The sequence below is a fragment of the Sphaerisporangium fuscum genome, from assembly GCF_018531465.1.
In the GTDB taxonomy this organism is placed as follows: Bacteria; Actinomycetota; Actinomycetes; order Streptosporangiales; family Streptosporangiaceae; genus Sphaerisporangium; species Sphaerisporangium fuscum.
On sequence record NZ_JAHDTF010000038.1, the window covers coordinates 61,290 to 84,114 of the forward strand.

The window sequence follows — 22,825 nt, forward strand, 5'->3', positions numbered from 1 at the left end:
GCATTCACAATCGCGTGAACTATCTCGTCCGACCTTGCGAATTGCCTGATGATGGGCTCGACGTGGCGCTCGGCGGCGAGAGAGGAGCTCGGACGTGAATGTCCCCCTGGAGCCGGATCCGTCCATATCCCCGCGTATCCAGTTCGGTACAGAGCTACGTAAATTCCGACTTTCCGCTGGATTCACGCAGAAGAAACTCTGCGACGCCGTCCACCTGTCGGTCAGCCAGTTGAGCATGATCGAGAACGGCCACCGGTCGCCGTCCCCGGAACTGGCTCAGCAGGTGGACGAAGCCCTCGGGCTCGGCACGGCCCTCACCGGCCTCCTCGACCGCCTGAACCGCGCAGCGGCCCAGCTTCCACTCTGGTTCCGCCCGTGGTTGGACTTCGAACGAGAAGCCGAGGTACTGCACATCTGGGAACTCGCCATAGTCCCTGGTCTTCTACAGACGGAAGAGTATGCACGAGCCCTCATCGCCAACGAGCCTGGAGTCACGGCAGAGCAGGTCGAAGAGCGCGTAGCGGCTCGGCTGGAGCGTCAGAAAATTCTCCAGAGGCCGAAGCCACCACTGCTGTGCGTGGTGTTGGACGAGAGCGTGCTGCATCGTCCGGTAGGCAATCCGGAGACGATGAGGATCCAGCTCGATCACCTTCTGCAGATCGCGCAGAACTCCTGGATCTCGCTGCAGGTCCTGCCTTACTCGGCATATGGCACCGTCGGTCTTCTCGGTAGCTTTATGGTTGCTGAACTACCGGACGGAGCACCACCCGTCGCTTACATCGACTCTCAGAGCACAGAGGATCGAGTAAGTGATCGGCCTGAAGAGGTCAAAAGGTTAGTATTCAGGCATGGCGTGATACGGGCAGATGCCTTGTCCCAGCGCGCGTCACTCGGCCTGATCAAGGAGACGATGCAGAGATGGACGACGTGACTAACGAACTTGAGGCCGCCCATTGGCGCAAGTCGAGCTTTTCTGGCGGCGATGGAAGCAACTGCGTCGAGGTGGCCCACCTGTCGCGTGGACGTCGAGCGGTACGTGACAGCAAGGACCACAGCATCCCGGCCCTGACTTTCTCCGACAGGGAGTGGACTGTCTTTCTGGAGACCGTGAAGACCAGCCGCTTCGCCTGAGCCGTCCGATCAGAGCACGTTGAAGCCCTCCGGGACCTCCCGGAGGGCTTCCTGCGCTTTCCGCCAAGGCGCACCGGGCGGGCCGCCGTACAGCGGCGCCGATTTCGCCGTAGCGCCGTCTCGCCGTCGCGGCGCCGGGTCAGGGGTTGGCTGGTCGGGAGGTGTGGGGCTGGTTGGGCGCGGAGGGTGTGGGGTTGGCTGGGCGGGAGGTGCGGGACAGGCTGGCGCGGAGGGTGTGGGCTGGCTGGGCGCGCGCGGAGGGTGCCGGGCCAGCAGGAAGGCCGTAGCCCGCTGCTTCACGCACCACCACTCCCGCCTGATGACAGATTCCCTGCAAGATCTTCTGTCGCCCCGACAGAGTAGTGTTCGCTTTCATGTCTCGGCGATCATTGGTGCTCTGGGTGATGGCGTTGCTCACCGCTTCGGCACCCGCCGTCTCCTACCTGGTGGCGTCCCTTTACGGGAGTTACAGCAGCCAGAGCTATGTGTGGTGGGGGTTCTCCGGTCAGTGTCCAGGCCGTCAGGTGTACGACCTGATCGAATACCCGGAAAGGACGCTCGTCGACTTCCCTCTCTTCTCGTACGGGGGAGCGCCGCTGATCCTTTTGGGGTTCGCGGGTTGGTGTCTGGGTGTCCGGAAGGGACATGTCAGGGCCGCCAAGGTCGTCGCCCGCTCCGTCGCCGCCGTACCACTTCTCCTCCACCTCCCTGAACCCCTGCTGTTCACCCTCGACTCGGCCATCGATTCGGCGTGCTCAAACGCGTGGGGGCCGCCGGAGATCATGGACCAGAACGTCGCGATGGGTCTCTACTACCTGATCCCCTCGCTTCTGGTGCTGCTCGCCGTCCGTACTCCGCGGCCTCCGGCGTACGTGCGGCGCGGCCCTCTCGTCCGTACGCTGCTCGCCGCCCTGACGGTCATGGTGACCGTTCTCTTCGCGGTGGAGTCCGTTCCGCCCGGCAGGGTGAGCAGCGAAGAGGAGCTCGACTGTGCAGGGTTCGGGGACGGTACGGTCACCGGGCTGAGCAAGGCGGAGAAGATTTTCCTGTGCGACGTCCGAGGTTACGGCTTCTCTCGCGGGCAAGGAGAGGTCCCTGGATGGAGCGAGGTTTCCGACCATGAGGTGCTGGCCCAGGGGCACCAGCTGTGCGATCTGGCCGTACAGCATGGGGGCGATGTGAACGCGCCCGCCGTCCAGCAGGCGCCGCAGGCGTCGTTGACCCAGGTGCTGGCGGGCCTGTGTCCCGCGGTCGCTGAGGCACGGAAGGCCGAGGATCGGCGGCAGGACGAGGAAGAAAAGGCGTACGTCGCCAAGAAGGAGAAGGACTGCGCGGTGCGTCCGGCACACCAGCCGAAGATCAGGGCGCTACGGCAGAAGCGGGCCACGATGTGGACCGAGTTCTGGACCATCGACGGGTGGGACGAGGGCTACGAGGGAACCGTTCCCGAACTGGTCAAGAATCTGGTCGGGAGTGAGCGGGGCGCTCTGAGCATCTGGGCGGCCGACGAGATCGGGCAGGCGTGCGTGACCGTGGAGGCCTACTCCAGGCGGCCACCGCTGGAGATCAAGGGCTGGGAAGAGGTGGTCGAGGTCGGCTACGAGAGCCCGAGCGGTTCTCTGACGCTGGTCGACGGTCGCGGAAAACGTCTGCCCGGCCTCACGCCTGCCGGACCGGGGCTCTACCGGGTGCGGGTGCACCTACGGGGCCGGAAGCTCGTCGAGCAGAGGATCCACCCTCCGGACGGCGCCGTCCAACTACTGATCATGGTGTTCCCCGGCGGCGAGAAAGCGCCGGTCGTCTACAGGTGAGGCCGAGTCGATGAGTGGCGGGGCCGGAGTCTTCGGTACAGGTGCCGTCGGTCGGCGCCGCCCACTCGGTTGTCTCGCCGTCGGCACACGTGCCGCCGGCGGGCGCTGCCCATTCGAATCGCATGTCTTCGGCCGCGGAGTCCTACTGCCGTCCGGGCCGGTCGCCGTCGCGGACGGCGGCGACCGGCCCTGCTTCCTACCGGCCGCCGCCGTTGGGAAGTCCCCTGTCCGGAGTGGAATCGCGGCGGGGTGAGGCGGGGCAGACCTGCTTGATGCCGTGCGCCTGATCGCGGCCCCAGCCGAGCCGCACCGGATAGGACTGGCCGTTGTCGTCCCCGAAGGAGATCCTCTTCACGTTGGTTCCCGAGCCGATGAACTGGAATCCGTTCACGGGGTCTTCGTTGAAGCGAGTCCTTCTGACGGTTCCGGAGCGGCTGTCGCCGCTCTGCCAGGTGAACGCCAGCACGCCGTCGGCGTACCCGTTCGGGACATAGAAGTAGAAATCGCAGGGGCCGTACGCGTCCACTGTCACGTAGCCGACCTCCACGCACCGGTAGTTCTTGTTGGCGTAGGTCCAGGTGATGGGGGCGGCGTCCCTGCTTCTGTCCATGGTGTCGAACGTCTGGCCGTCGTTCAGGCACCGGGAGGTGTTGTTCTCCAGCACCCGCACGTTCGGCTTGAGATCGTGCACGGTCGTCTGGCTCGCGCCGGCCGGCGTCGAGGGGAGCAGGGGCAGGAGGGCGGCCGGAGCTAGTGCTGCCAACCACTGCCTGTACTTGATCATGGCTCGACTCCTCATCGGAAGGGCTGGACGGCCCTGGCGAGGCCCCGCGTCGCCAGGCGCTACGACAGGAGGATCGACCTCGTGAGGCCCCCGGATCCAGGCCACCGGCGTTTCGATGAGTAATGCGCGAACAACCCGCCGCGGGCAGCCTCGTTATCCGTGGCGTAAGGGTTGACGTGGCCGAACAACACCGAACAATCGAAAAGGATCACCGGGCCGTCTGGAGGGTGCCGTGGCGCGCAGGCAGAAGCCGTTGGAAGGTGAAGGTCCTCTGGTCAAGCTCGCCGGACGACTTCGCATGGCACGGGAGGACGCCGGGATGACCCTGCGCGACCTCGCGGAGCGGTCCGGCTACTCCATCAGCACGCTCTCCATGGCCGAGGGCGGCAGGAGGCGGCCCTCCTGGGAGGTCACCGAGACCTTCGCACAGGCGTGTGGCGAGACCGACCTGGGGCGCTGGCGTACCTGGTGGGACGCGGCCGTCGAGTACCACGACGAGCCGGCCGAGCGGGCCGATGTGGCGGGGCCCGCAGAGGACCAGGTCGTCGGTGCGACGCGACGATTACGATTCCGGCGCACTGTCCCTTTATGGGGTGCGGCAGTGGCCTGCGTGGTGTCCTCGCTGCTGACGGCCGGGGTGTTTCTCACCGTCGTGCGCCCTGGTTCCTCTGGTGCGCCCTCGGCGGCGAAAGACGGAGCACTCCCCTCCTCACCGGGGACGCCGCTGTTTCCCACGGGCGAAGACCCGACGCCGACGAAATCATGCGACGGAGCAGCTCCCGGATACGGATGCGAGCGGAAAGACCCGGAGGCCACCGGCTGCTTGGAGGACGGGAGAACCTCGGCCAGCGCCACCTTTTCGTACAGGGGTACGGCCGTCGGCAAGCTGGAGAATTGGTATTCGAAATCCTGTGGGACGAACTGGGCCCAGCTTCGGATGCCGGACGGCTGGGAAGCACGCATCCAGATCGTCTCCAAGACGACCCGGCTGTGCTTCCCGACCGACTGCTCCACCTACTGGAAAGGAGCGGTGCCGATGTGGACGAACATGGTGTTCGGCATGAACAGGTTCACGGCGGCGATCGCCTGGGTGAAATACCCGGACGGCACGATCAAGCAGTTCGAGGCGGACAGCTAGAGCCATGATCACTTGCCTTCGCCCGCTCTCTCCAGCTCCGCTTCGTGTCACTTGCGCCGGATGATCTCCACGCCCTGCCCTGGACGCCAGAGGCGGATGACGAGCTCATCGCCCTCCACCGATGTGACCACGGCCTCGCGCAGGTCGAGGCGGAAGGCGTGGAAGTCGCCGGGCGGCTCGGAGCCGGTGGTGTAGGAGGCCTTCTCGGCCCCGCTCACCTCGATCGCGACGCCGGCGACCTTCGCGTCGCCCTCCTTGCTGGGATGGGCGTGGATGGCGCAGCGGCCGTCTCGCCGCAGGTCACGGGCCTTGACCGCGTTCAGCATCGAGCCGAACGACAGGTCGGGGCCCTGGAAGTCGACCTCCGAGCCGCTCACCCGAGGCGAGCCGTCCTTGCGCAGCGTCGCCAGCACGTGGGTCTCGGCCGCCTGGAACCGCGCCTTCACCGTGGACGCGAGCTCACCAGCTTCGTTCTCGAACTGCTCCCATGTGGCCATGGCCGCAGTCTCACAGAGACCACCGACAAAACGAGGACGGCGTGAGGAAGCGGGGTCAGGTGGTGAGGGGTTCGTCGGCGAGGTAGGGCGGGGCGGGGTCGTACTGGATCTGGCGGCGGACCTCGCGGGCGTGGTCGCGGCCGTGGAGGCGGCCGACGAGCCACAGCGCGCTGTCGATTCCCGCGGAGACGCCCTGGCTGCTGACCAGGTCGCCGTCCACGACGTAGCGCGCGTCCCGGACGACCGTCACCTCGCCGTGCGCCTCCAGCGCGTCCTCGAAGGCCCAGTGGGTGGCCATGCGCCGGCCGCGTCCGAGGCCGGCCGCGCGCGCCAGGAACGCGCCGGTGCACACGCTGGCGACCCAGGTGGCCTGGGCCGCGGTCGTGGCGATCCAGTCGGTGACCACCTTGTTGCCTGGCTGGGCCTCGCGAGCGCCCCGGCCGCCCGGGATGAGCAGGACGTCCAGCGGAGGGTGGTCGTCCAGCGTGTGGTCGGGCAGCACGCGCATGCCCTTGGCGCAACGGACGGGGCCGGGGTGTTCGGCGATGAGCGCCAGCGTGTCGGCGCCGCCGCGGATCATGGAGGAGGCGCCGAACACCTCCCAGGGGCCGGCGAAGTCCAGCTCCTCGGCGTCGTCGAATATCAGCAGACCGTAGGTGGTCATGAGTGCTCCAACTCTCGGCTGGTCGATCGGAAACGTTCCCGGTAGTCGGACGGCGCGACGCCGAGGTACCGGTGGAAGGTGCGGCGCATGGTCTCCGCGGTGCCGAAGCCGCAGCGCCGCGCGATGGCCTCGACGGGGTCGTCACCCTCGGCGAGCGCGCGCTGGGCCGCCTCGACGCGTACCCGCTCCACGAACGCCCCGGGCGGGAGGCCGAGTTCGGCGGTGAACCGGCGCTGCAGGTGGCGGGGGCTCAGCCGGGCGTGCCCGGCGAGGTCGGCGATGCCGTGCCGGGCTCCGGGGTCGGCGTGGATGGCCGCCACCGCCGCCCTGATCGGGTCGGTGGACGGCTGCGGCGACCACAGTGCCATGCTGAACTGCGACTGGCCTCCGGGCCGGCGCAGGAACATCACCAGATGCCGGGCGACGTCCAGCGCGACCTGCTGCCCGAGGTCCTCCTCGACCAGGGCGAGCGCGAGATCCATCCCCGCGGTCACCCCCGCCGACGTCCACACGCGGCCGTCCCTGATGAAGATCGGATCGATGTCGACCCGGACCTCGGGATGTTCCCGCGTGAGCTGCCGCGCGCGGGCCCAGTGCGTCGTCACGCGGCGGCCGTCGGCCAGGCCGGCGGCCGCCAGCAGGAAGACCCCGCTGCAGACGGAGGTCACCCGCCGGGCGCCGGCGCCGGCCGCGGCGACCCAGTCCGTCAGCGCCCGATCGTGCCGGGCCTGGTCGACGCCCGTGCCGCCGGCGACGACCAGAGTGTCGACGCCCTGCGGATCCAGGTCCGCCACGCCGTGCTCGACGTGCACCGGCAGGCCGCTCTCCGCCGGGACCGGGCCCGGGCGAGGGGCGACGATCTGGCAGGCGTAGTCGCCTCCTGACCGTCCCGCACGCTGGAACACCTCGTGCGGGCCGACCAGGTCGAGGGGCTGGAACCCCTCGAAGACCACGAAGACGATGCGGCGCCGGTTCACATCTCCACCCTGCGCCGCAGGTCTTCGTGGCGTCAACGACGCCCACCCCACACATCGCGCCATCCGTACATGAGCCGACGCCGATGCGTAGCCTGCTCCGTGACTCTGAAAGGTCTCAGCGCCTTCGGCGCGGTGTCACGGGTAGTACGTGGCGAGCTTCTTCTTGATCTTGGCGACGGTGTCGTCGAAGGGCATGGGCTGCGGGTCGCCGTTCCGGTAGTCGAGGAGCTGGACGGCGTACACGGCGGTGCCCTGGCGGACCACGGCCACCCACCAGTGCTGCGTCGCCGGGTACGGATTGACGCCGGAGGTGAAGCGCAGGACCTCCACCCCGTCCGCGTCGCCCACCTTGGTGACGTCGAGGACGAACGAGCCGGTCTCTCCCGGCGGGTTGCGGTCGACGCAGGTGCTCAGGTCGGCCCGCCACTGCCGTTCGAAGGCCGCCGCCTGGTCGGCGCTCGGGAAGACCCAGACGTCGTTGTAGGAGTGGAACCACGTCTGCGTGGAGAACCGGGCGCTGATGCCCGCGCTCGCGTGCGTGTCGCGCCCGTACTGCCAGCAGATCGGTCCGGTGACGCCGGGCTCGAAGTACGGGTTGACCCATGGGTCCCCGTACGCCTCGCCGGCCGGGGGCTGGTCCGCCTTGGTCAGGAGGACTCGGCGGTCGACCCCGGTCTGGGTGGCGGCGGCGTTGGCGGGGGTGCCCTGAGCGGGGGTGCTGTGAGCGGGGGCGGCGCTCGCGGGGCCGGCGGTGAGAAGCACCGCGAAGGCGACCGCGACGCCGCCTAAAGCGGTCCGGGTTGCGGACAACGGCATGGAGACCTCCTCATCTCTGGATGGTTTGACTCCTTTGATCATCTGATTTCACAGCTCGCGTCATGTCATGCAAATTTTAACGATTGTGATCGAAGCGCAACCGTGATCGTGCGCGGCCGGTCCGTCTCGGCGTGAACCCGTACAGGGGCTTGTGGCGAGACAGCATGACAAGTCCCCTACGGGAAGGCCGGCTTCATGCGATGGTGCCGACGATGACCGCACCTCCTGTCACCCACACCAGCGACTCCGAGCTGATCGCGGAGTCCAGGACGCGACCGGAGGCGTTCGCCGCGCTGTTCGACCGTTACTCGGCGATGCTCTACCGGTACGTGTCGCGCCGCCTCGGCCCCGAGGTCGCCGAGGATCTCGTCGGCGAGACCTTTCTGATCGCCTTCGACCGGCGCGACCGCTACGACCTGACCTATCCCGATGCACGGCCCTGGCTGTTCGGCATCGTCACCAAGCTCGTCTCCCGCCACCACCGCACCGAGGCCGCGCGGTACCGGGCACTGCTGCGCAGTCCGGTGGACGACGTCGCCGAGGGGCCCGCCGACCGGGTCGCGGACGGCGTCACCGCGTCGGCGGCCCGCCGCCTGCTCGCCCCCGCGCTGGCGCGGCTCTCCAAGGGCGACCGCGACGTCCTCCTGCTCTTCGCGTGGGGGGACCTGTCGTACGAGGAGGTGGCGCAGGCCCTCGGCATACCCATCGGAACCGTGCGCTCGCGCCTGAACCGCGCGCGCCGCAAGGTACGCGAGGCACTCGGCCACGCCAACCCCATGCAGGACCAGGAGTAGCCATGGACGACCTCACCATCCTTCGCGAGCTCGGCCGTGAGATCGAGCATCAGCCGCCCGCCGGCCTGGTGCGCCAGCGGCAGCGTCTGGTCGACAGGACGGCCGGCGTCGCCCCGCGCCGCAGGCGGTTCGGTATCGCCTTCGGTGTCGGGATGCGCGGCCGGGCCGGCTGGATCGCCCTCGCGGCACTCGCCGCGGTCACCGCCGCCCTGCTCGTGGTGCCCACGGTGCTGCTGCGCGGGAAGACGGTGGACAACGCCATGGGTTCCCCCGACTGGCAGCGTCCGCCGAAGCAGAGCAAGGCGCTCAACATCCTCCTGCTGGGTACGGACCGGAGGCCCCCGCCGACCGGCACCAACCTCGATATGGGTGAGCGGAGCGACACGATGATCCTCGTGCACATCCCGGCGGACCGGAAGAACATCACCGCGGTGAGCCTGCCGAGGGACTCGATGGTCAAGGTGCCCTCATGCCGAACCGCCGGCGGTAGAACCGACCCCGCGAGGGTGGACATGCTGAACTCGGCCTTCATGACGGGTGGGCGGAGCTGTGTCTGGAAGACGGTGGAGTCCACGACAGGTCTCCATGTCGATCACGTCGTCGCCCTGAACTTCTCCGGTTTCAAGGACATCGTCGACGCGGTGGGCGGGGTGGAGATCGACCTGCCGCAGGCCGTGAACGACCCCAAGTCCAAGCTGCGCCTGCCCGCCGGCCGGCGCATGGTCGACGGAGAGACGGCACTGGCGTACGTTCGGACGCGCTACGCGATGGGGGACGGATCCGACATCTCGCGGATCCAGCGGCAGCAGACGTTTCTCAAGAGCCTGGTCAAGCGGGTCGGCGACCAACTGGACAACCCCGAGCGCTTGCTCGCCCTGCTGAAGGCCATCACGAAGTCGGTCAGCACCGACGAGGACTTCGGGATGGACGAGATGATCTCCATCGCCCGGGACGTACAGAAGGCCAAGCCGCGGATACGGTTCGTCACCGTGCCGTGGGAGCCCTACCCGAAGGACCCTAACCGGCTCCAGTGGAAGCAACCCGAAGCCGGCCGGCTCTTCAAGCAGCTCCAGGGCGAGTAGCAGCCCCGGTCAGAGGGTGGTGGTGTGATAGCGGGCGCGGAACTCGGCCAGCAGTTCGTCCGTGGCCTCCACGCCGGAGGCCACGGCGGCGTGCACCTCGCGGAAGTACCCCTCGTACCCGGCGGGGGTGTAGAGGCACAGGGCCCGCACGAGCTGCGGACCGGCGTTGCGGAACCCGTGCGGCGTACCGCGCACCGCCGCCAGCAGGTGGCCCGGGCCCGCCGTGATCTCGCCGTCGCCGTTGTGGAGGGTCAGTTCGCCCTGAAGGACGTAGAAGTACTCGTCGTGCTCCATGTGGATGTGCGGCCGGGCGCCGATGGTGTCCGGCGCCAGGGTGAACTCCTCGAACGCGAAGCGCCCCCCGGTGTGCTCACCCGTCAGCCGGAAGAAGTGCTCCACCCCGGCGACGTCGATCAGCTCCCCGTCCTCGGGACGCCGCAGCAACGGACGCGCCCCCGATCCCCTCTGCTCACTCACCCCCGAATTCTGACAGACCCCCAGGCATCCACGCTCTCCGTGCGCTTGTGCCCAAGCCGGGGATGGCGGCGGCCACCAGGAGCCCCAGAGCTCGGTCTCCGTGTCCAGGTGGCCAAGCCGGGGATCACTTCGGCGGGCAATGGCCTCGTTTGGGGGCAAGGGCCTCGCACCTGGTCTTCAGGTGTTCGTGGCCCCCCTCTTCGGCATGCGGTGAGTCCGGGGTTCAGGAACCCAGGAAGGTGGTTATCGCTGAGATTGACCTTGTCCGGGCCGGCCACCGACGAACTCGTGCTCATACCCGTGGCGTTCAACGCCGTCCTTGAGAAGGTGGACTTCTTCGTCTTGGAGCTGGCCGGGCTGGTCAGGCGATGGCGCCTCTGGCGTGGCCCACCCGGCCGTCGTTGGCGACGGTGACGCCCGCCGTCGATCTGGTCGTCGCCGGGCCCTCCCGTCTTATGGCCGCCCGTGTTGTGCTCGAGAGGGCTGTGGCGCCGGCAGCGGGAGGGCCAGGCCGGTCTTGATGGTGTCGAAGACGAGCAGGGTTTCGTAGCGCCTGATGTTGTCGTCCGCTTTGAACAGGCGGTCGCCGAGGCGGCTGCAGTCGCGCATGCTCCGCGCGGCCAGGACGACCACGTAGTCCCACGGTCCCGCGACCTGGTAGCACTGCTGGACCTGCGGGTTCGCGCGCATCCGTTCGGCGAAGGCTCGGTGGTGTTCGAACGATTCCTGGTCAAGGGTCACCAGGACCGTGGCCAGGACGGTGGGGCCGAAGCGGTGTGGGTCGAGGACGGCGACCTGCCTGGTGATGAGGCCGTCCTTGCGGTAGCGGGCGATGCGTCGCTGGACGGCGCTCGGTGAGAGCCCGACCCGTTCGCCGAGGTCGTGCAGCGTGCGTCCGGCGTCGCGCTGGAGGAGGTCGAGGAGCTGCGCGTCGATCTCGTCCAGGAGTGGCGGCGGCGGTTCAGGCATGCAAAATTATTGCGTTTCAGCGCGAAAATTCTCAATCGCTTCGCTCGGGTTTTGGATTAGCGTCGGCCGGGTCCGGAAGCCCCCAGGAAAGGCGACGCGCATGGATCTGGACGTGGCGCGGATCGAGAAGGCCGTGCAGGTGATCGATCCGGTGTTCCTCAACACCCCGCAGTACCTCGACGAGCAGCTGTGTCAGGCGCTGGACGGCCGCACGGTGACGGTGAAGCTGGAGACGGCCAATCCGGTGCGCAGCTTCAAGGGCCGGGGGGCCGATCTGATGCTGAGCACGCTCGCCCCTGGCACGCCGGTGGTGTGCGCCAGCTCAGGCAACTTCGGGCAGGCCGTCGCCTACGCGGGACGGGCCCGCGGGATGCCGGTCGAGGTGTTCGTGCCCGAGACGATCAATCCCGCCAAGCGGCAGCGGATGGAGACCTTCGGCGCCCGGGTCGTTGCGGCAGGGCCGGACGGCACGTCGGCACGGAAGGCCGCGGCCCTCCACGCCGAACGCCATCCGGACTGCGTCCATCTGCAGGACGGTCTCCAGGCGGCGATCGCCGAGGGCGCCGGAACGATCGGAGTCGAGTTGACCCGCGGCGCGCCAGGCGGCGCGCGTGGTCCGGGCTTCGACGCCGTCGTTCTCCCAGTCGGCGACGGCGCGCTGATCAACGGCGTGGCGCGCTGGATGAAGGAGCACGCGCCCAGCACACGGATCGTGGGAGTCAACGCCGAAGGCGCCCCCTCAATGCTGGAAAGCCTGCGCGTCGGCCGCGCGGTCTCCATCGAACGCGCTCGCACCTTCGCGGACGGCATCGCGGTTTGCTCCCCGCTGGAGGCCTCGGTGCGGCGGGCCCGCGCGCTGGTGGACGAGATCGTCCTGGTGACGGACGAGGCGATCGCCGCCGCCATGGAACTGGCGGCGCGCACGCTCGGGATCGTCCTGGAACCGGCGGGGGCGGCGGGCCTGGCGGCGATCGCCGAGGGCATGGTCCCCGGCGATCGGCCGGTGACGGTGCTGACCGGCGCCAACCCCCGCCCCGAGCAGGTCCGCGAACTCGCGGCCCGGCTCGCACGACCCGTCCCGGACACGCGAATCCCAGAGGGCCGACCTGGTGGTTCACGGAACCGATGAGCGCGTCGTCGTGTGCGCGGGGATGTCTCGCGGCAGGAGCGCCTCAGTGGGTTGCCTGCCGTGCGGCCTGGTCCCGGATCCCGCTCAGCACGGCATCGAGCAATCGGTCGAACTCCGTTTCGGACCCGAAGTCGGTTTGGAGAGGTGCGAGGGCGACCATTGTCGGGTACGCGGTGGCGTCGATCGCGGGCCTGTCGGGGCTGCCGCTGAGGACCGCCAGCAGATAGCCGTTGAGAAAGCCGAACAGCGCCATCGGCGCGTCGGCGGTCACCTGGTCGGGCAGGCCGGCCTGGCGCATCGCGGCGACCAGGCGTTCGAGCGTGGCCAGGGCCACCGGTGAGGTCTGAGGGCGGGTGGCCAGCAGCGGGAACACCCGAGGGTGCCGGTAGGCCATCTGCCGGTAGGCGTGCGCTGTTCGGCGGGCGACCTGTTCCCAATCGTGAGGTACTTCCTCCGCGTCGACCTCCATCTCGGCGATCACGGCCTCGCAGATCACGTCCAGCAGCGCCGCCTTGCCCTTGATGTGGTGGTAGATCGACATCGGGTCGACGCCGAGGTCGTCGGCGAGCCGCCGCACCCCGAAGCGGTCCAGGCCGTCGCGGTCGACCAGTGCGACGGCGGCGGCCGCGATTCGTGTGCGGTCGAGCCCCGCCGAGGTGCCCCGTGCGCGTCTGGTCACGTCTGCTCCTCCTTGGTTGCCAAATCTACACCGTAGAATCTACGGTGTCGGATTAAACCTACGGCGTAGGTTTCATGAAGGGAAGAGTCATGGCCAGCACTACCAACCGCCTCCCGTTCGAGGGGGAGTCCCTGAGCGAGGTCCCTGTCGCGGAGCGGCCGCCGGAGCCGGACTTCTCGGCGATGACGGAGAAGGAGCTGGTCGCCTACCGCGAGGCGGAGAACCGCTGGCGGGCGTCCAGCGCGGCGCGGGCGATCCTCGGGAATCCGGATCCCGGCGCCGCCATCGGCTGGCAGCGGGTGGCGCTCCCAGGCCGCGACCTGCCGGTCCGGGTATACCGCTCTCGCCGCTGTATGCCGACGACCTGAACGGACTGGCCCCGGCGCTGGTGGTGGTGCCGACCCACGACCCGGTGGCCGATCACGGCCGCCACTACGCCGAACGACTGCGAGCGGCCGGGACGTCCGCGCGGCTATCTGAGTACCCCGGGGCGGGGCACGCGTTCCTCAGCACGCCGGGCGTGGCGCCCAAGGCCGGAACCGCACGGACGGAGATCCTCGAGTTCCTCCGATCCTCCCTGACCGCGTGAGGCGAAAGGAAAGCACTCTGATGACGAGGAAACATCATCGGCGATCGGCGATCGCAGCCATGTACACGGGCCTGGGGCTCACCGTCATCGCCACGATCGCCCCCTACCTCGACCGTGCCACCACCCATCTGCTGGCCGATCACATCAAGGCCGGCTATCCCACCTACACCCAGACGCGTGTCGACTCGGCCGTCACCACCTACCTGGTCCTGTTGTCGGTCATCGGAGCGTTCGGCGTCATCGCCTGGCTCTGGACGACGTGGGCGGTCAAGGCGGGCAAGCGCTGGGCCCGTCCCACCTCGACCGTGATGTTCGTACTCGGCGCGAGCGTCGGGCTGACCGGGCTGCTCACCAAGGACACCTCCGGCGACACCGGCCTGCCGCCGGCACTGGGCTGGGCCGGCATGGCGCCCTGCCTGGCAGGACTCCTGGCGGTCGCGTTGTTGTGGAGACGATCACGATCGGTGTGACGCCGGCTTGCGGCGGACTCCGCAGGTGATGGGGCGGGCGGCACCGGCCCGAGCGACAGCCCCGCCCGGGAACATGCGCACCGACGCCAGGTCACCGATCTGAAGTAGCCCTGGGCGAAGCCTCACGCCCGAAAACCCCGTGAGAGGAACGATGCACACCACCATCCTCGGCACCGACGGCCCAGCGGTCAGCCGACTCGGCCTCGGCTGTATGAGCATGACCGGCAGCTACGGCCCCGCCGACCCACGCGAGGCCGCCGCCACCTTGCTGGAAGCCCTCGATTCCGGCGTCACCATGTTCGACACCGGCGACTTCTACGGCGACGGAGCCAACGAGGAACTCGTCGGCCGGGCCCTCGCACCGCACCGCGACCGCGTCGTGCTGGCCACCAAGTCGGGCGTCCGGCGCACCGCCGAAGGGCTGGTCCCCGCCGGTGCACCCGACTATCTGCGCCGCGCCTGCGAAGCGTCCCTGCGCCGGCTCCGCACCGATCACATCGACGTGTACTACCTCGCCCGCATCGACCCTGCCGTACCCGTCGAGGAGTCGGTCGGCGCCCTGGCCGATCTGGTCGCCCAGGGCAAGATAGGTCACATCGGCCTGTCCGAAGTCTCGGCCACCACTCTCCGCCGCGCCCACGCCATTCACCCGATCAGCGCCGTCCAGACCGAATACTCACTGTGGGAACGCCATGTCGAAGACGACATCCTGCCCACGCTCCGCGACCTCGGCGCCGCCCTGGTCGCCTACAGCCCCCTCGGTCGCGGCCTGCTCACCGGAGCCGTCCGTACCACCACCCGCTACGACAGCGGCGACTTCCGCGCCACCGCTCCCCGTTACAACGGCGACGACCTCAAGGCCAACCTGGCCATCGTCGACGCCATCTCCCACCTCGCCGCCACCAAGGGCGTCACCTCCGCCCAGGTCGCCCTCGCCTGGCTCCTCACCCGCGGCAACGACGTCATCCCCATCCCCGGCAGTTCCCGCCGCCCCCACCTGCGCGACAACCTGGCCGCACTCGACCTGCACCTGACCGCGACCGACCTCAGTCACATCGACGCGGCCGTCCCCACCACCGGCGCCCACGGAGCCCGATACGGCGACCACAGCATCCGCATGATCGACCAATGAGACCCGCGGCGAACGGCGCTCTCGACACGGACCCGACCGCCACGGGTCCCGACCAGCATGGACCATGGAGGAGGACACGGTGAAGCGCATCGGCATCATCGGGGTAGGCGAGATCGGCCGGGCCATCGTGGAAGGCCTGTATCACCGGGGCGGTGATACGCCTGAGGTGTTTCTTTCCCCGCGCGGAGCCCGCACGGCCGCGGAGCTGTCCGAGCGCTACGAGGGCCTGCGGGTGTGTCCCGACAACCAGACGGTGGTGGACCACTCCGACATAGTGATCATCGCCGTACGCCGCCAGGACCGGCACGAAGCACTCGCCGGCCTGACGGTGGACGACGACAAGATCGTGATCAACGTGATGTCCGGCCTCGGCAACGACGACCTGCGCGCGACGCTCGCCACCGATGCACCGCTCGTACGGGCCATTCCCCTGCCCGCCATACGCGAACGCCGTTCCATCACGGTGACGTATCCGTCCCACCCGGTGGTGGACTCCCTCTTCGAGCACCTGGGCGGGGTGCTCCCGGTAGCGGACGAGAAAGCTTTCAACGTCTTCTCCGCGGTGACGGGGACGCTGACCACCCACTACTCCTACCTCGCCACGCTCACCTCCTGGGCCGTCGGCCACGGCATCGCCTCCAACGACGCGGACCGCTACGTACGCAGCCTCTTCCAGGAGGTCGGCCGTGCCCTGAGCGACCAGACCCGCACCCTGCAGCAACTCGCGGCCGACCACGAGACCCCGAAGGGAAACAACGAGCGCATCCGCACCACCTGGTTCACCGCTGCCAACTCCGAAGCCCTCACCCAGGCCCTCGATGACCTCCTCGCTGGCCTTGAGGGGACAACGGGGCGGTCGTCTCTCACAAACCGCTGACATCCGCATCGGGTACGCCCGCTGCTCCTCACTCCCCCAGGAACTGCAGTCCCAGCTCGACGCCCTGACACGCGCACGGCATCGACCGCGACAAGATCTTCTCTTGGGGGCCGGAGGGGTATTGGGCAGGCAGCATCGCTCGTCGGCGTGCCCCGACGGTAAGTAGATCCTTTACTGTTTCCGCACCTTTCGATTACGTAGAGCGCTAGCGTCGACACGTTGCGTATCGGTCGTAGCGGCGGGGGTTCGGGTCAGTGGCTGTTCGTGTGGTGTTCATCGGAGGGTTGGGGCGCAGCGGCACGACTCTGCTGGAGCGGCTGCTCGGCGAGGTCCCCGGGGTCGCGCCCCTCGGCGAGGTGGTCCACCTCTGGGAGCGGGGGATCGGCGCCGGAGAGCCGTGCGGGTGCGGTGAGCCGTTCACCGCCTGCGCGTTCTGGCGCAGGGTCGGCATCAGGGCGTTCGGAGGGTGGTCGCCGGGGCTCGCCGACCGCGTCCTCACCCTGCGGCACAGGGTCGACCGCACCCGGCACATCCCGGCGCTGGCCGCCCACCGGCACAAGGTGGGCCTCAGCGGGTACACCCGGGCGTACTCCCGCGTCTACGAGGCGGCGGCCCAGGTGACCTCGTGCCGTGTCGTCGTCGACTCCAGCAAGCACGCGTCCCTGGCGTTCTGCCTCAACACCTCGCCGGTCGTCGACCTCAGCGTCGTCCACGTGGTCCGCGACCCGCGCGCGGTCGCCTATTCGTGGCGGCGGCGGGTCACCAGGCCCGAGAACGGGCGGCCGATGACCCGCTGGCGCCCGTTCCGCACGGCAGTGCACTGGGTCGTGCAGAACCTCGCGTTCGAGCTGCTCGCCCGCCGCGGTGGCACGGTCATCCGTGTCCGCTACGAAGACCTGATGGCCGATCCCGGAGCCGTCCTCGGCACCTTGCTGGCCAGGCTGGGGCTCGGCGGCCACGCGGGCGGCACCGCCCTGGCGTTCATGCGCCCAGGTGTCGCCGAGCTGTCCATGGCGCACACCTGCGCCGGGAACCCGATGCGGTTCACGGCCGGGTCGCTCGCGCTCTCGAGGGACGACTCCTGGTGCCGCCACCTGTCCCGCCGCCATCGATGGCTCGTCACCGCGCTCGCCTGGCCGCTGATGGTCCAGTACGGCTACCGGCTGCGTGACCAGCGGGGGCCGGAAGAGATCGCGTCCCGATGGGTGACCGCGGGCGTCGCCGCGCAGGAGTGCCGGTGAGCCCGACCGTGGGGGTGGTCATCCCGACGAGGGGAGACCGGCCCCGGCTGCTCCGGGCCGCCGTACGGGCCGTCCAGGCGCAGGAGGATCCGGCGGTTCCCGACATCGTCGTGGTGGTCGACGGCGGCCTGTCTCCTCAAGTCGTTGCCGCCCAGCTCGTGGAGGGGGGCATCCGTGGCTTGTCTTCTGAGCCGGTTGCCGCCGAGCTCGCGGGCGAGGGCGTCCGGGGGGGCGACGATGGTCTGTCTCCTGGGGCGGTCGCCGCCGAGCTCGGGGGCGAGGGCGTTCGGGTGGTCGCCAACCGGTTCAGTCCCGGTCTGCCGGGTGCCCGTAACACCGGGATCGCCGCCCTCCGCACCGACCTGGTGGCGTTCTGCGATGACGACGACCTGTGGCTGCCCGGAAAGCTGGCCGCCCAGCTCGCCGCCCTCGACGCCGATCCGGGGGCCGAGTTCGCGGCCTGCGCCATCGAGGTCGAGTACGGAGCCCACCGGGTGCCGCGCCTCGCCGGTACTAGCCGGGTGACCAGGGCCGCTCTCACCCGTTCCCGCATGGCGATGGTCCACTCCTCGACGTTCCTGTTCAGGCGCGGATCCTTCTGGGTCGACGAGAGCGCGCCCGCCGGCCAGAACGAAGACTGGGATCTCGCGCTCCGCGCCGCCGCCCGCCACCCCATCGCGTACGTCGACCGGCCCCTGGTGCGGGTCCGCTGGGGCGCCTCCGCCTACGTGACCCGCTGGGCCGACCGCATCGCGGGCCTGGAGTGGATGCTCGCCCGCCACCCCGGCCTCGCCGCCGACCCGCGCGGCGCGGCCCGCGTCTACGGTCAGCTGGCCTTCCACAACGCGGCCCTCGGACGCCGCCGCGAGGCGACGCGCTGGGCGATCAGGGCGTTCGCCGCGCGCCGGGGCGAGCCGCGGGTGCCGATCGCCCTCGCCGTCGCGCTCGGCGTGGTCCCCGCACACGTCGTGCTCGGTCTCCTCCACACGCGAGGGCACGGCATCTGATGACACGCCATCTACTTCACGGCAAGCGGGCTCGTGAGGGCGTCGCGCTCGTGGCCACTGGGAGCCGCCCCCGTGTCACGGTCGCGGGCGTCGTGGTCGACGCTCTCACGGAGGGGGAGGTGGTTGGCCACGTCGTCGCCGCCCTCGCGCGGGGGGAAGGCGGGCACGTGGTCACCCCCAATGTCGACATCTGCCGTGCCTGCGCGAGGGATCCCGAGGTCCGGGCCATCGTGGCGGGCGCCGACCTGGCCGTGGCCGACGGCATGCCTCTGGTGTGGGCGTCGAAGCTGCTCGGCACGCCCCTTCCCGAGCGCATCACCGGGGCCGACCTGATCTGGTCGCTCTCGGAGGCCGCCGCGGCCGAGGGGTTGCCGGTCTACCTCCTCGGTGGGCCACCCGGTGTCGCGGCGAGGGCGTCGGAGGTGCTGCGCGGGCGCTGTCCCGGCCTGCGCGTCGCCGGGGTGGCGAGCCCGGCGCGGGGGTTCGAGACGTCGGTTGAGGCTCTCGCCGACGTACGCGAGGCGCTGGTCGCCGCGCGGCCGCGGGTGGTTTTCGTCGGGCTCGGCTTCCCCAAGCAGGATCGGCTGGTCCGCATACTGCGGGCCGATCTGCCGGGCACCTGGTTCGTCGGCTGCGGCTCGGCGATCGCGTTCACGGCGGGCGCGGTGCGCAGGGCGCCGGAATGGATGCGGCGCTCCGGGCTCGAGTGGCTGTTCCGCCTGGCCTCCGAGCCGGGCCGCCTGGCGCGCCGCTACCTCGTCGACGACCTCCCCTTCGCCCTCCGCCTCCTCACCGGCTGCCTGCTGAAACGCCTCACCCAACGGCTCCCCTCCGGACATTCCCGCGAGCCACAGCGCCCCTGGTAGCTGCCGCACGCCGAAGCCACCACACTCCGCTGGCCACTTCGTCGGCTGTCTTGCCTGCCTTTTCGGCGCCGCGTGGGTGGGAGGTGGTGCGGTGAATCCGGCGCCGCCGTACGGCGGAGCCGTGGTGATGTCAGAGGTGAGGAGTGGTGAGGGTTTGGATGCGCGTGATCTCTTCCGGGGTGAGCCGGTCGTGGTGGGCGGTGAGGGCGCGGCGGGAGTCCATGGGGCGGTAGGCCGTGCGTGACAGGCCGGTCCAGGCGAAGCCGTTGCCGGGTGACAGGCCGCGCGCCGGGGCGGTGCATGCCCTGGTGATGCGGCGGGCGGCGCGGTCGGACCAGGCGAGCCCGCACCAGGCGTACAGGTCACGATAGGCGGCGACGGGGTCGGCGGCGAGGTGCTCGTATCGCACGACGCGGATGGACGGGTGCCGCGCGGCCAGGTCTTCCGCGACGGCGCGTGCCACGTCCCACAGGGCGGCGGTCCTCGCGATGCGGTCCTGGGAGCCGGCGAGCCGGCGCACGCTCTCCACCTGGGGATGATCGCGGACGAGGAGCGGCTGTCCGAGCAGTTCGCGGACGTCCACGCTCCACCCGAGCCGCTGCCAGCTCCCGACGAACGACACCGGGTCGCGGACCAGCAGGACCACCCGGCAGCCGAGCCGCTCGGCGAACCAACCGGCGGAGAACAGTGCGAACGGGTCGTCCAGGAGGGCCCTGCGGCCCCGCAGCCGGCCCACGGTGAAGGCCGTGGCGTACTTGACCAGCCGCGCGAGGTCGGACGGCGAGCGGTTGCGGCGCAGCTCGGCGGCGTACCCGTAGCGCAGCGCGACGGTGTCGGAGAACGCCCGCAGCCAGGGATCTTCGTCGTCCGCACAGATGTACTGGAAACGGTGAGTGACCTGGGCGTTCAGCACGCCGGGGGAGCGGCCCGGCGGGCGCTGGGGGTTGAGCGGCTCATTGACGTACACGACCTCGCCGCCGGCCGCGAGCATCTTGCCCGCCCAGCTCGTACCGCTCCTCGGCAAGCCCGTGACCAGGATCGGATTCCCGGCCTCCGTCCCCCGGATTCCGGCGTCTTCGGGGGAGACCGCCTGTTTCGCTGACATCGGATCGGACGGGGACGCGTCCTCACCTGCGGGGCCGGCCGGGGAGGCTGGTTTCACGCCGCCTCCTCCGGACGCCAGGCGCGCAGCGCGGAGAGGCTGTGCGCGCCGAAGGGACGAAGGCCGTACCGGCGGGCCATCTGCAGCAGCGGCAGGAGGTTCTTCGCCACGACCCCGCCCGACCAGCCCAGTGCCGCACCCAGGGCGCCGTGCGCGGGGACCAGGGCGAGGTCGAGGGCGACGGTCACCGCCGTCGCGGTGAGGATGTTCGCCATGCTCGACGCCGTGTGCCCGGCCGCGATCAGGACGACGTCCACCATGCCGCACGCCGTGGCGACCGCCATGGTGAGGGCCAGTACGACGGCGACGGCGGCCCCGTCGCGGTAGCCGTCGCCGAACACCGCGAGCAGCCAGGGCGCGAGCGCGGCGTACCCCAACCAGATCGGCCAGGTCACCACGACCAGCCACATGGTCGTCGTCTGGTAGAGCCTGCGGGCGAGCGGCAGGTCGCCGTTGGCCATCGCCCGCACCAGCCGGGGGTGTACGGCCTGGGCGAGCCCCTGGTTGACGAGCTGGCCCACCACCTTGAAGCGGGTCGCGGCGGTGTACAGGGCCGCGTGCTCCGGACCGGCCAGGACGGCCACGATGACGATGTCCAGCCGCTGGAAGATCGCCTGCACGGCCCCGCCGAGAGCGCGTGGCGCGGCGTACCGCCAGAACTCGCGGGCGGCGTCCGGGACGGCGGGCCGAGGACGAAGCCGGGCGGTACCGGAGGGACGGGGGGCGGCAGAGGCGTGACGGCGTGGCGGGAAGGCGCCGGGAACGGGACAGCCGGGAGCGGCGAGGTGGTGTGGCGGGGAAGCGCTGAGTGCGGGGCGGGTGCGATCGGCGAGGTCGCGTGGCGGGACGGCAGCGGGAGCGGGGAGACGGAGGCGGCGGCGTAGCCAGACGGTGGCGAGGACGAGCACCGGCAGGGCGGGCAGGGCCCACGCGACGCAGAGCGCCTGGAGGGGGTCCGCCGTGACTCCGGCCAGGGCGAGGAGCCCGACCAGGACGAGCTGCCCACCCGGTTGGAGCACCCCGGTGAGCAGGGCGGTCGGGCGCATGACGCCGAAGCCCCTGGTGGCCGAGACCAGGACGTCGGCGCAGACCAGGACGGGCAGCGCGACGGCCAGCGTGCGCAGGGCGGTGGCGAGCCCGGACGTCTCGTGGCCGGGCAGGGTCACGGTGGCCAGCCCGTCGGCGTACAGCAGCACGGCGGTGCCCGTGAGCAGGGAGAGGACGCTCACCGGCAGCAGGGCCACCCGGAAATATCGGGAAATGTCGGAGGAGATAAGGGCGGGTCTGTGGGAGCGGGCGATGAAGTAGATCAGGGCGTTGCCGGAGTCGAGCTTCAGGACGCCCGCGGTCATCAGGCACAGTGTCGTGGCCGTGAAGAGGGTGCCGGCCGTGTGGGCGTCGTACGTCCGGGTGACCGCCACCACGAGCAGGAGCTGCGACCCGGCACCGACGACCGCCGCCACCAGGCCCGCGAGACCGCCCTTGACCAGAGACGCCTGTGACACCAGAGAGGCCACGCGGCTCGTGGGTGCTGAGGCCGCAGGTTGTGGGGAGGCCTTCTGCGGTTCTGAGGAATCAGGTGTGAGCGGTGGGGCCGAAGGTTCTGCGGAATGGGCTGTGAGCGGGTGGGGTGGTGTGCTGCCGGCTTCTGGGCGCTCCGGGTCGCCGGTCAGCAGCGCCATGATGGCCTGGTGCCGAGCCAGGGCTCCAGCTCGTCGTCCCATGGGGCGAAATGGGCCGACAGGGCGCGCCGCACCGGATCGGGCATATCGATGGCGCGAGGTCGGGCGTTGTGCCGTTCGAACGCCGGGTCGCCCATGCGGGGAAGGCCGAGGAATTCCAGCACCCGGTCGTACACCGTCTCGGGAGAGGTGAAGAAGCGCCCGCTGTCGACCACCAGGATGCGCTCGCGGTCCACCAGCGGCTCGATCCGGGCGAGCTGTTCGGCGTACCGCCCCCGGGCGAGGTAGGCGTGGTGGCGGTGGGCGTGGCTGACGGCGTACGGGTGGTCGCGGAGCCGTTCGGCCTCCCCGGCGAGCCGCCGGACCTCCATCTCGACCGCCCGCTCGAACGACGGCTCGGTCTCGAACCCGCGGGCCAGCTCGTGGGCATGGGCGGAGTACGCGCGCTCGACCGGGTCGCGCACCAGCACGATCAGTTTCACCCCTGGCAGGTCACGTGCGATGCGCGAGGCGGCCAGGGGGTGGAACAGGTAGTACGGCGAGGACTCGAAGGCGAGCGGGCGCGCGCCGTACCTCCGCCGCAGCCGCTCGGCCGTGACCTTCAGGGGGAAGTGGGCGCGGTACCACGACATGCCTCTGCCGTAGGAGGTGTCGAAGTAGTGGACGCCCTTGCGGAGCACGGGTTTGAGCATCAGGGGATGCTGGGCGAGCGCGCGGTACAGCGAGGTGGTGCCGCAGCGCTGCGCCCCGATGATGAGGAACGACGGCAGGAGGCGCCCGCCCACGGTGAGCCGTCCGGCCGTGTGGGAGATGGCGTGCGCGGACCGTTTCACGGCTCGGTTCATGTGAGG

The 22,825-nt window shown here is 69.9% G+C and carries 27 protein-coding genes; 15 read left to right on the forward strand and 12 right to left on the reverse strand.

Annotation, left to right across the window (positions count from 1 at the left end; genetic code table 11):
* Positions 1 to 94 precede the first annotated feature (94 nt).
* The 3 genes from KIK05_RS38810 (at position 95) to KIK05_RS38820 (ending at position 2,942) form a co-directional block, all read left to right on the forward strand.
* Positions 95 to 931, forward strand: coding sequence for a helix-turn-helix domain-containing protein (locus KIK05_RS38810; RefSeq protein ID WP_214415868.1), 837 nt, complete (start codon positions 95 to 97; stop codon positions 929 to 931).
* Positions 919 to 1,131, forward strand: a complete 213-nt coding sequence (locus KIK05_RS38815) for a DUF397 domain-containing protein (protein WP_214415869.1) — start codon at positions 919 to 921, stop codon at positions 1,129 to 1,131. The genes KIK05_RS38810 and KIK05_RS38815 overlap by 13 nt, the downstream gene beginning before the upstream one ends.
* A 374-nt stretch (positions 1,132 to 1,505) precedes the next feature.
* On the forward strand, positions 1,506 to 2,942 hold the full coding sequence (locus tag KIK05_RS38820) for a hypothetical protein (protein WP_214415870.1): 1,437 nt from the start codon (positions 1,506 to 1,508) through the stop codon (positions 2,940 to 2,942).
* Positions 2,943 to 3,138: 196 nt separating this feature from the next.
* Here KIK05_RS38820 and KIK05_RS38825 read toward each other — a convergent pair whose 3' ends face one another.
* Complete coding sequence (locus KIK05_RS38825) at positions 3,139 to 3,726, reverse strand: hypothetical protein (protein WP_214415871.1); 588 nt, start codon at positions 3,724 to 3,726, stop codon at positions 3,139 to 3,141.
* A 232-nt stretch (positions 3,727 to 3,958) separates the two neighbouring features.
* Here KIK05_RS38825 and KIK05_RS38830 point away from each other — a divergent pair, with 232 nt between their 5' ends.
* Positions 3,959 to 4,864, forward strand: coding sequence for a helix-turn-helix domain-containing protein (locus KIK05_RS38830; protein ID WP_214415872.1), 906 nt, complete (start codon positions 3,959 to 3,961; stop codon positions 4,862 to 4,864).
* 47 nt (positions 4,865 to 4,911) lie between these two features.
* On the opposite strand, the gene KIK05_RS38835 is transcribed toward KIK05_RS38830, so the two are convergent.
* The 4 genes from KIK05_RS38835 to KIK05_RS38850 all read right to left on the reverse strand — a co-directional run bounded on the left by KIK05_RS38835 (position 4,912) and on the right by KIK05_RS38850 (position 7,818).
* Positions 4,912 to 5,361 (reverse strand): pyridoxamine 5'-phosphate oxidase family protein, encoded by a 450-nt coding sequence (locus KIK05_RS38835; protein ID WP_214415873.1) that lies wholly within the window; start codon positions 5,359 to 5,361, stop codon positions 4,912 to 4,914.
* 55 nt (positions 5,362 to 5,416) lie between these two features.
* Positions 5,417 to 6,025 carry a DJ-1/PfpI family protein gene (locus tag KIK05_RS38840; protein WP_214415874.1) on the reverse strand — a complete coding sequence of 203 codons (609 nt, stop codon included), beginning with the start codon at positions 6,023 to 6,025 and terminating at the stop codon, positions 5,417 to 5,419.
* A complete protein-coding gene (locus KIK05_RS38845; protein WP_214415875.1) occupies positions 6,022 to 7,002 on the reverse strand; it encodes a GlxA family transcriptional regulator in 981 nt (326 codons plus the stop codon). Before KIK05_RS38845 ends, KIK05_RS38840 begins: the two co-directional genes overlap by 4 nt.
* Before the next feature lie 135 nt (positions 7,003 to 7,137).
* Positions 7,138 to 7,818 (reverse strand): phospholipase D-like domain-containing protein, encoded by a 681-nt coding sequence (locus KIK05_RS38850; RefSeq protein ID WP_214415876.1) that lies wholly within the window; start codon positions 7,816 to 7,818, stop codon positions 7,138 to 7,140.
* A gap of 212 nt (positions 7,819 to 8,030) precedes the next feature.
* On the opposite strand from KIK05_RS38850, the gene KIK05_RS38855 reads away from it, so the two are divergent.
* Together KIK05_RS38855 and KIK05_RS38860 are read left to right on the forward strand one after the other, a co-directional pair.
* Positions 8,031 to 8,612 carry an RNA polymerase sigma factor gene (locus tag KIK05_RS38855; protein WP_214415877.1) on the forward strand — a complete coding sequence of 194 codons (582 nt, stop codon included), beginning with the start codon at positions 8,031 to 8,033 and terminating at the stop codon, positions 8,610 to 8,612.
* 2 nt (positions 8,613 to 8,614) lie between these two features.
* Entirely contained in the window at positions 8,615 to 9,694 is a 1,080-nt protein-coding gene (locus KIK05_RS38860) for an LCP family protein (RefSeq protein WP_214415878.1), read from the forward strand.
* A gap of 9 nt (positions 9,695 to 9,703) precedes the next feature.
* Here KIK05_RS38860 and KIK05_RS47590 read toward each other — a convergent pair whose 3' ends face one another.
* Positions 9,704 to 10,171 carry a cupin domain-containing protein gene (locus tag KIK05_RS47590; protein ID WP_214415879.1) on the reverse strand — a complete coding sequence of 156 codons (468 nt, stop codon included), beginning with the start codon at positions 10,169 to 10,171 and terminating at the stop codon, positions 9,704 to 9,706.
* Between the two features lie 453 nt (positions 10,172 to 10,624).
* Positions 10,625 to 11,140: an Lrp/AsnC family transcriptional regulator gene (locus KIK05_RS38870; protein ID WP_214415880.1), complete on the reverse strand. Its 516-nt coding sequence runs from the start codon at positions 11,138 to 11,140 to the stop codon at positions 10,625 to 10,627.
* Between the two features lie 100 nt (positions 11,141 to 11,240).
* Here KIK05_RS38870 and KIK05_RS38875 point away from each other — a divergent pair, with 100 nt between their 5' ends.
* On the forward strand, positions 11,241 to 12,269 hold the full coding sequence (locus tag KIK05_RS38875; protein WP_214415881.1) for a threonine ammonia-lyase: 1,029 nt from the start codon (positions 11,241 to 11,243) through the stop codon (positions 12,267 to 12,269).
* A 43-nt stretch (positions 12,270 to 12,312) separates the two neighbouring features.
* On the opposite strand, the gene KIK05_RS38880 is transcribed toward KIK05_RS38875, so the two are convergent.
* Complete coding sequence (locus tag KIK05_RS38880) at positions 12,313 to 12,948, reverse strand: TetR/AcrR family transcriptional regulator (RefSeq protein ID WP_214415882.1); 636 nt, start codon at positions 12,946 to 12,948, stop codon at positions 12,313 to 12,315.
* Between the two features lie 89 nt (positions 12,949 to 13,037).
* On the opposite strand from KIK05_RS38880, the gene KIK05_RS47595 reads away from it, so the two are divergent.
* From KIK05_RS47595 to KIK05_RS38910, 7 genes are all read left to right on the forward strand, one after another.
* Complete coding sequence (locus tag KIK05_RS47595) at positions 13,038 to 13,316, forward strand: hypothetical protein (protein ID WP_250564190.1); 279 nt, start codon at positions 13,038 to 13,040, stop codon at positions 13,314 to 13,316.
* A gap of 26 nt (positions 13,317 to 13,342) precedes the next feature.
* The gene (locus KIK05_RS47600; RefSeq protein ID WP_308250296.1) at positions 13,343 to 13,537 is read left to right on the forward strand and encodes an alpha/beta hydrolase; all 195 of its coding nucleotides are present in this window, start codon (positions 13,343 to 13,345) and stop codon (positions 13,535 to 13,537) included.
* A 20-nt stretch (positions 13,538 to 13,557) separates the two neighbouring features.
* A complete protein-coding gene (locus KIK05_RS38890) occupies positions 13,558 to 14,007 on the forward strand; it encodes a PGF-CTERM sorting domain-containing protein (RefSeq protein WP_214415883.1) in 450 nt (149 codons plus the stop codon).
* Between the two features lie 151 nt (positions 14,008 to 14,158).
* Complete coding sequence (locus KIK05_RS38895) at positions 14,159 to 15,139, forward strand: aldo/keto reductase (RefSeq protein WP_214415884.1); 981 nt, start codon at positions 14,159 to 14,161, stop codon at positions 15,137 to 15,139.
* Between the two features lie 79 nt (positions 15,140 to 15,218).
* Entirely contained in the window at positions 15,219 to 16,016 is a 798-nt protein-coding gene (locus KIK05_RS38900; protein WP_308250297.1) for an NAD(P)-binding domain-containing protein, read from the forward strand.
* Positions 16,017 to 16,270: 254 nt separating this feature from the next.
* Entirely contained in the window at positions 16,271 to 17,257 is a 987-nt protein-coding gene (locus KIK05_RS38905) for a sulfotransferase (protein WP_308250298.1), read from the forward strand.
* Positions 17,254 to 18,264 (forward strand): glycosyltransferase family 2 protein, encoded by a 1,011-nt coding sequence (locus tag KIK05_RS38910; protein WP_214415886.1) that lies wholly within the window; start codon positions 17,254 to 17,256, stop codon positions 18,262 to 18,264. The genes KIK05_RS38905 and KIK05_RS38910 overlap by 4 nt, the downstream gene beginning before the upstream one ends.
* Before the next feature lie 11 nt (positions 18,265 to 18,275).
* Here KIK05_RS38910 and KIK05_RS49205 read toward each other — a convergent pair whose 3' ends face one another.
* Positions 18,276 to 18,431 (reverse strand): hypothetical protein, encoded by a 156-nt coding sequence (locus KIK05_RS49205; protein ID WP_250564162.1) that lies wholly within the window; start codon positions 18,429 to 18,431, stop codon positions 18,276 to 18,278.
* On the opposite strand from KIK05_RS49205, the gene KIK05_RS38915 reads away from it, so the two are divergent.
* A complete protein-coding gene (locus tag KIK05_RS38915) occupies positions 18,357 to 19,130 on the forward strand; it encodes a WecB/TagA/CpsF family glycosyltransferase (RefSeq protein ID WP_504740207.1) in 774 nt (257 codons plus the stop codon). The two genes, KIK05_RS49205 and KIK05_RS38915, sit on opposite strands and share 75 nt — an antisense overlap.
* Positions 19,131 to 19,260: 130 nt before the next feature.
* Here KIK05_RS38915 and KIK05_RS38920 read toward each other — a convergent pair whose 3' ends face one another.
* The 3 genes from KIK05_RS38920 to KIK05_RS38930 all read right to left on the reverse strand — a co-directional run bounded on the left by KIK05_RS38920 (position 19,261) and on the right by KIK05_RS38930 (position 22,819).
* Positions 19,261 to 20,235, reverse strand: coding sequence for a sulfotransferase (locus KIK05_RS38920; RefSeq protein WP_214415888.1), 975 nt, complete (start codon positions 20,233 to 20,235; stop codon positions 19,261 to 19,263).
* A 53-nt stretch (positions 20,236 to 20,288) separates the two neighbouring features.
* Positions 20,289 to 21,809: an oligosaccharide flippase family protein gene (locus tag KIK05_RS38925; protein ID WP_308250300.1), complete on the reverse strand. Its 1,521-nt coding sequence runs from the start codon at positions 21,807 to 21,809 to the stop codon at positions 20,289 to 20,291.
* A gap of 152 nt (positions 21,810 to 21,961) precedes the next feature.
* Positions 21,962 to 22,819 (reverse strand): sulfotransferase domain-containing protein, encoded by an 858-nt coding sequence (locus KIK05_RS38930; RefSeq protein ID WP_214415889.1) that lies wholly within the window; start codon positions 22,817 to 22,819, stop codon positions 21,962 to 21,964.
* Positions 22,820 to 22,825 lie beyond the last annotated feature (6 nt).

What these genes read in the sequence shown, in the direction of transcription:
- KIK05_RS38930 (WP_214415889.1), bottom strand. Translation starts at nt 22,819, where the DNA reads ATGAACCGAGCCGTGAAACGGTCCGCGCACGCCATCTCCCACACGGCC.
- KIK05_RS38890 (WP_214415883.1), top strand. Translation starts at nt 13,558, where the DNA reads ATGACGAGGAAACATCATCGGCGATCGGCGATCGCAGCCATGTACACG.
- KIK05_RS38860 (WP_214415878.1), top strand. Translation starts at nt 8,615, where the DNA reads ATGGACGACCTCACCATCCTTCGCGAGCTCGGCCGTGAGATCGAGCAT.
- KIK05_RS38840 (WP_214415874.1), bottom strand. Translation starts at nt 6,025, where the DNA reads ATGACCACCTACGGTCTGCTGATATTCGACGACGCCGAGGAGCTGGAC.
- KIK05_RS38920 (WP_214415888.1), bottom strand. Translation starts at nt 20,235, where the DNA reads ATGTCAGCGAAACAGGCGGTCTCCCCCGAAGACGCCGGAATCCGGGGG.
- KIK05_RS38850 (WP_214415876.1), bottom strand. Translation starts at nt 7,818, where the DNA reads ATGCCGTTGTCCGCAACCCGGACCGCTTTAGGCGGCGTCGCGGTCGCC.
- KIK05_RS38875 (WP_214415881.1), top strand. Translation starts at nt 11,241, where the DNA reads ATGGATCTGGACGTGGCGCGGATCGAGAAGGCCGTGCAGGTGATCGAT.
- KIK05_RS38855 (WP_214415877.1), top strand. Translation starts at nt 8,031, where the DNA reads ATGACCGCACCTCCTGTCACCCACACCAGCGACTCCGAGCTGATCGCG.
- KIK05_RS47595 (WP_250564190.1), top strand. Translation starts at nt 13,038, where the DNA reads ATGGCCAGCACTACCAACCGCCTCCCGTTCGAGGGGGAGTCCCTGAGC.
- KIK05_RS38820 (WP_214415870.1), top strand. Translation starts at nt 1,506, where the DNA reads ATGTCTCGGCGATCATTGGTGCTCTGGGTGATGGCGTTGCTCACCGCT.
- KIK05_RS38895 (WP_214415884.1), top strand. Translation starts at nt 14,159, where the DNA reads ATGCACACCACCATCCTCGGCACCGACGGCCCAGCGGTCAGCCGACTC.
- KIK05_RS38825 (WP_214415871.1), bottom strand. Translation starts at nt 3,726, where the DNA reads ATGATCAAGTACAGGCAGTGGTTGGCAGCACTAGCTCCGGCCGCCCTC.
- KIK05_RS38815 (WP_214415869.1), top strand. Translation starts at nt 919, where the DNA reads ATGGACGACGTGACTAACGAACTTGAGGCCGCCCATTGGCGCAAGTCG.
- KIK05_RS38870 (WP_214415880.1), bottom strand. Translation starts at nt 11,140, where the DNA reads ATGCCTGAACCGCCGCCGCCACTCCTGGACGAGATCGACGCGCAGCTC.
- KIK05_RS38835 (WP_214415873.1), bottom strand. Translation starts at nt 5,361, where the DNA reads ATGGCCACATGGGAGCAGTTCGAGAACGAAGCTGGTGAGCTCGCGTCC.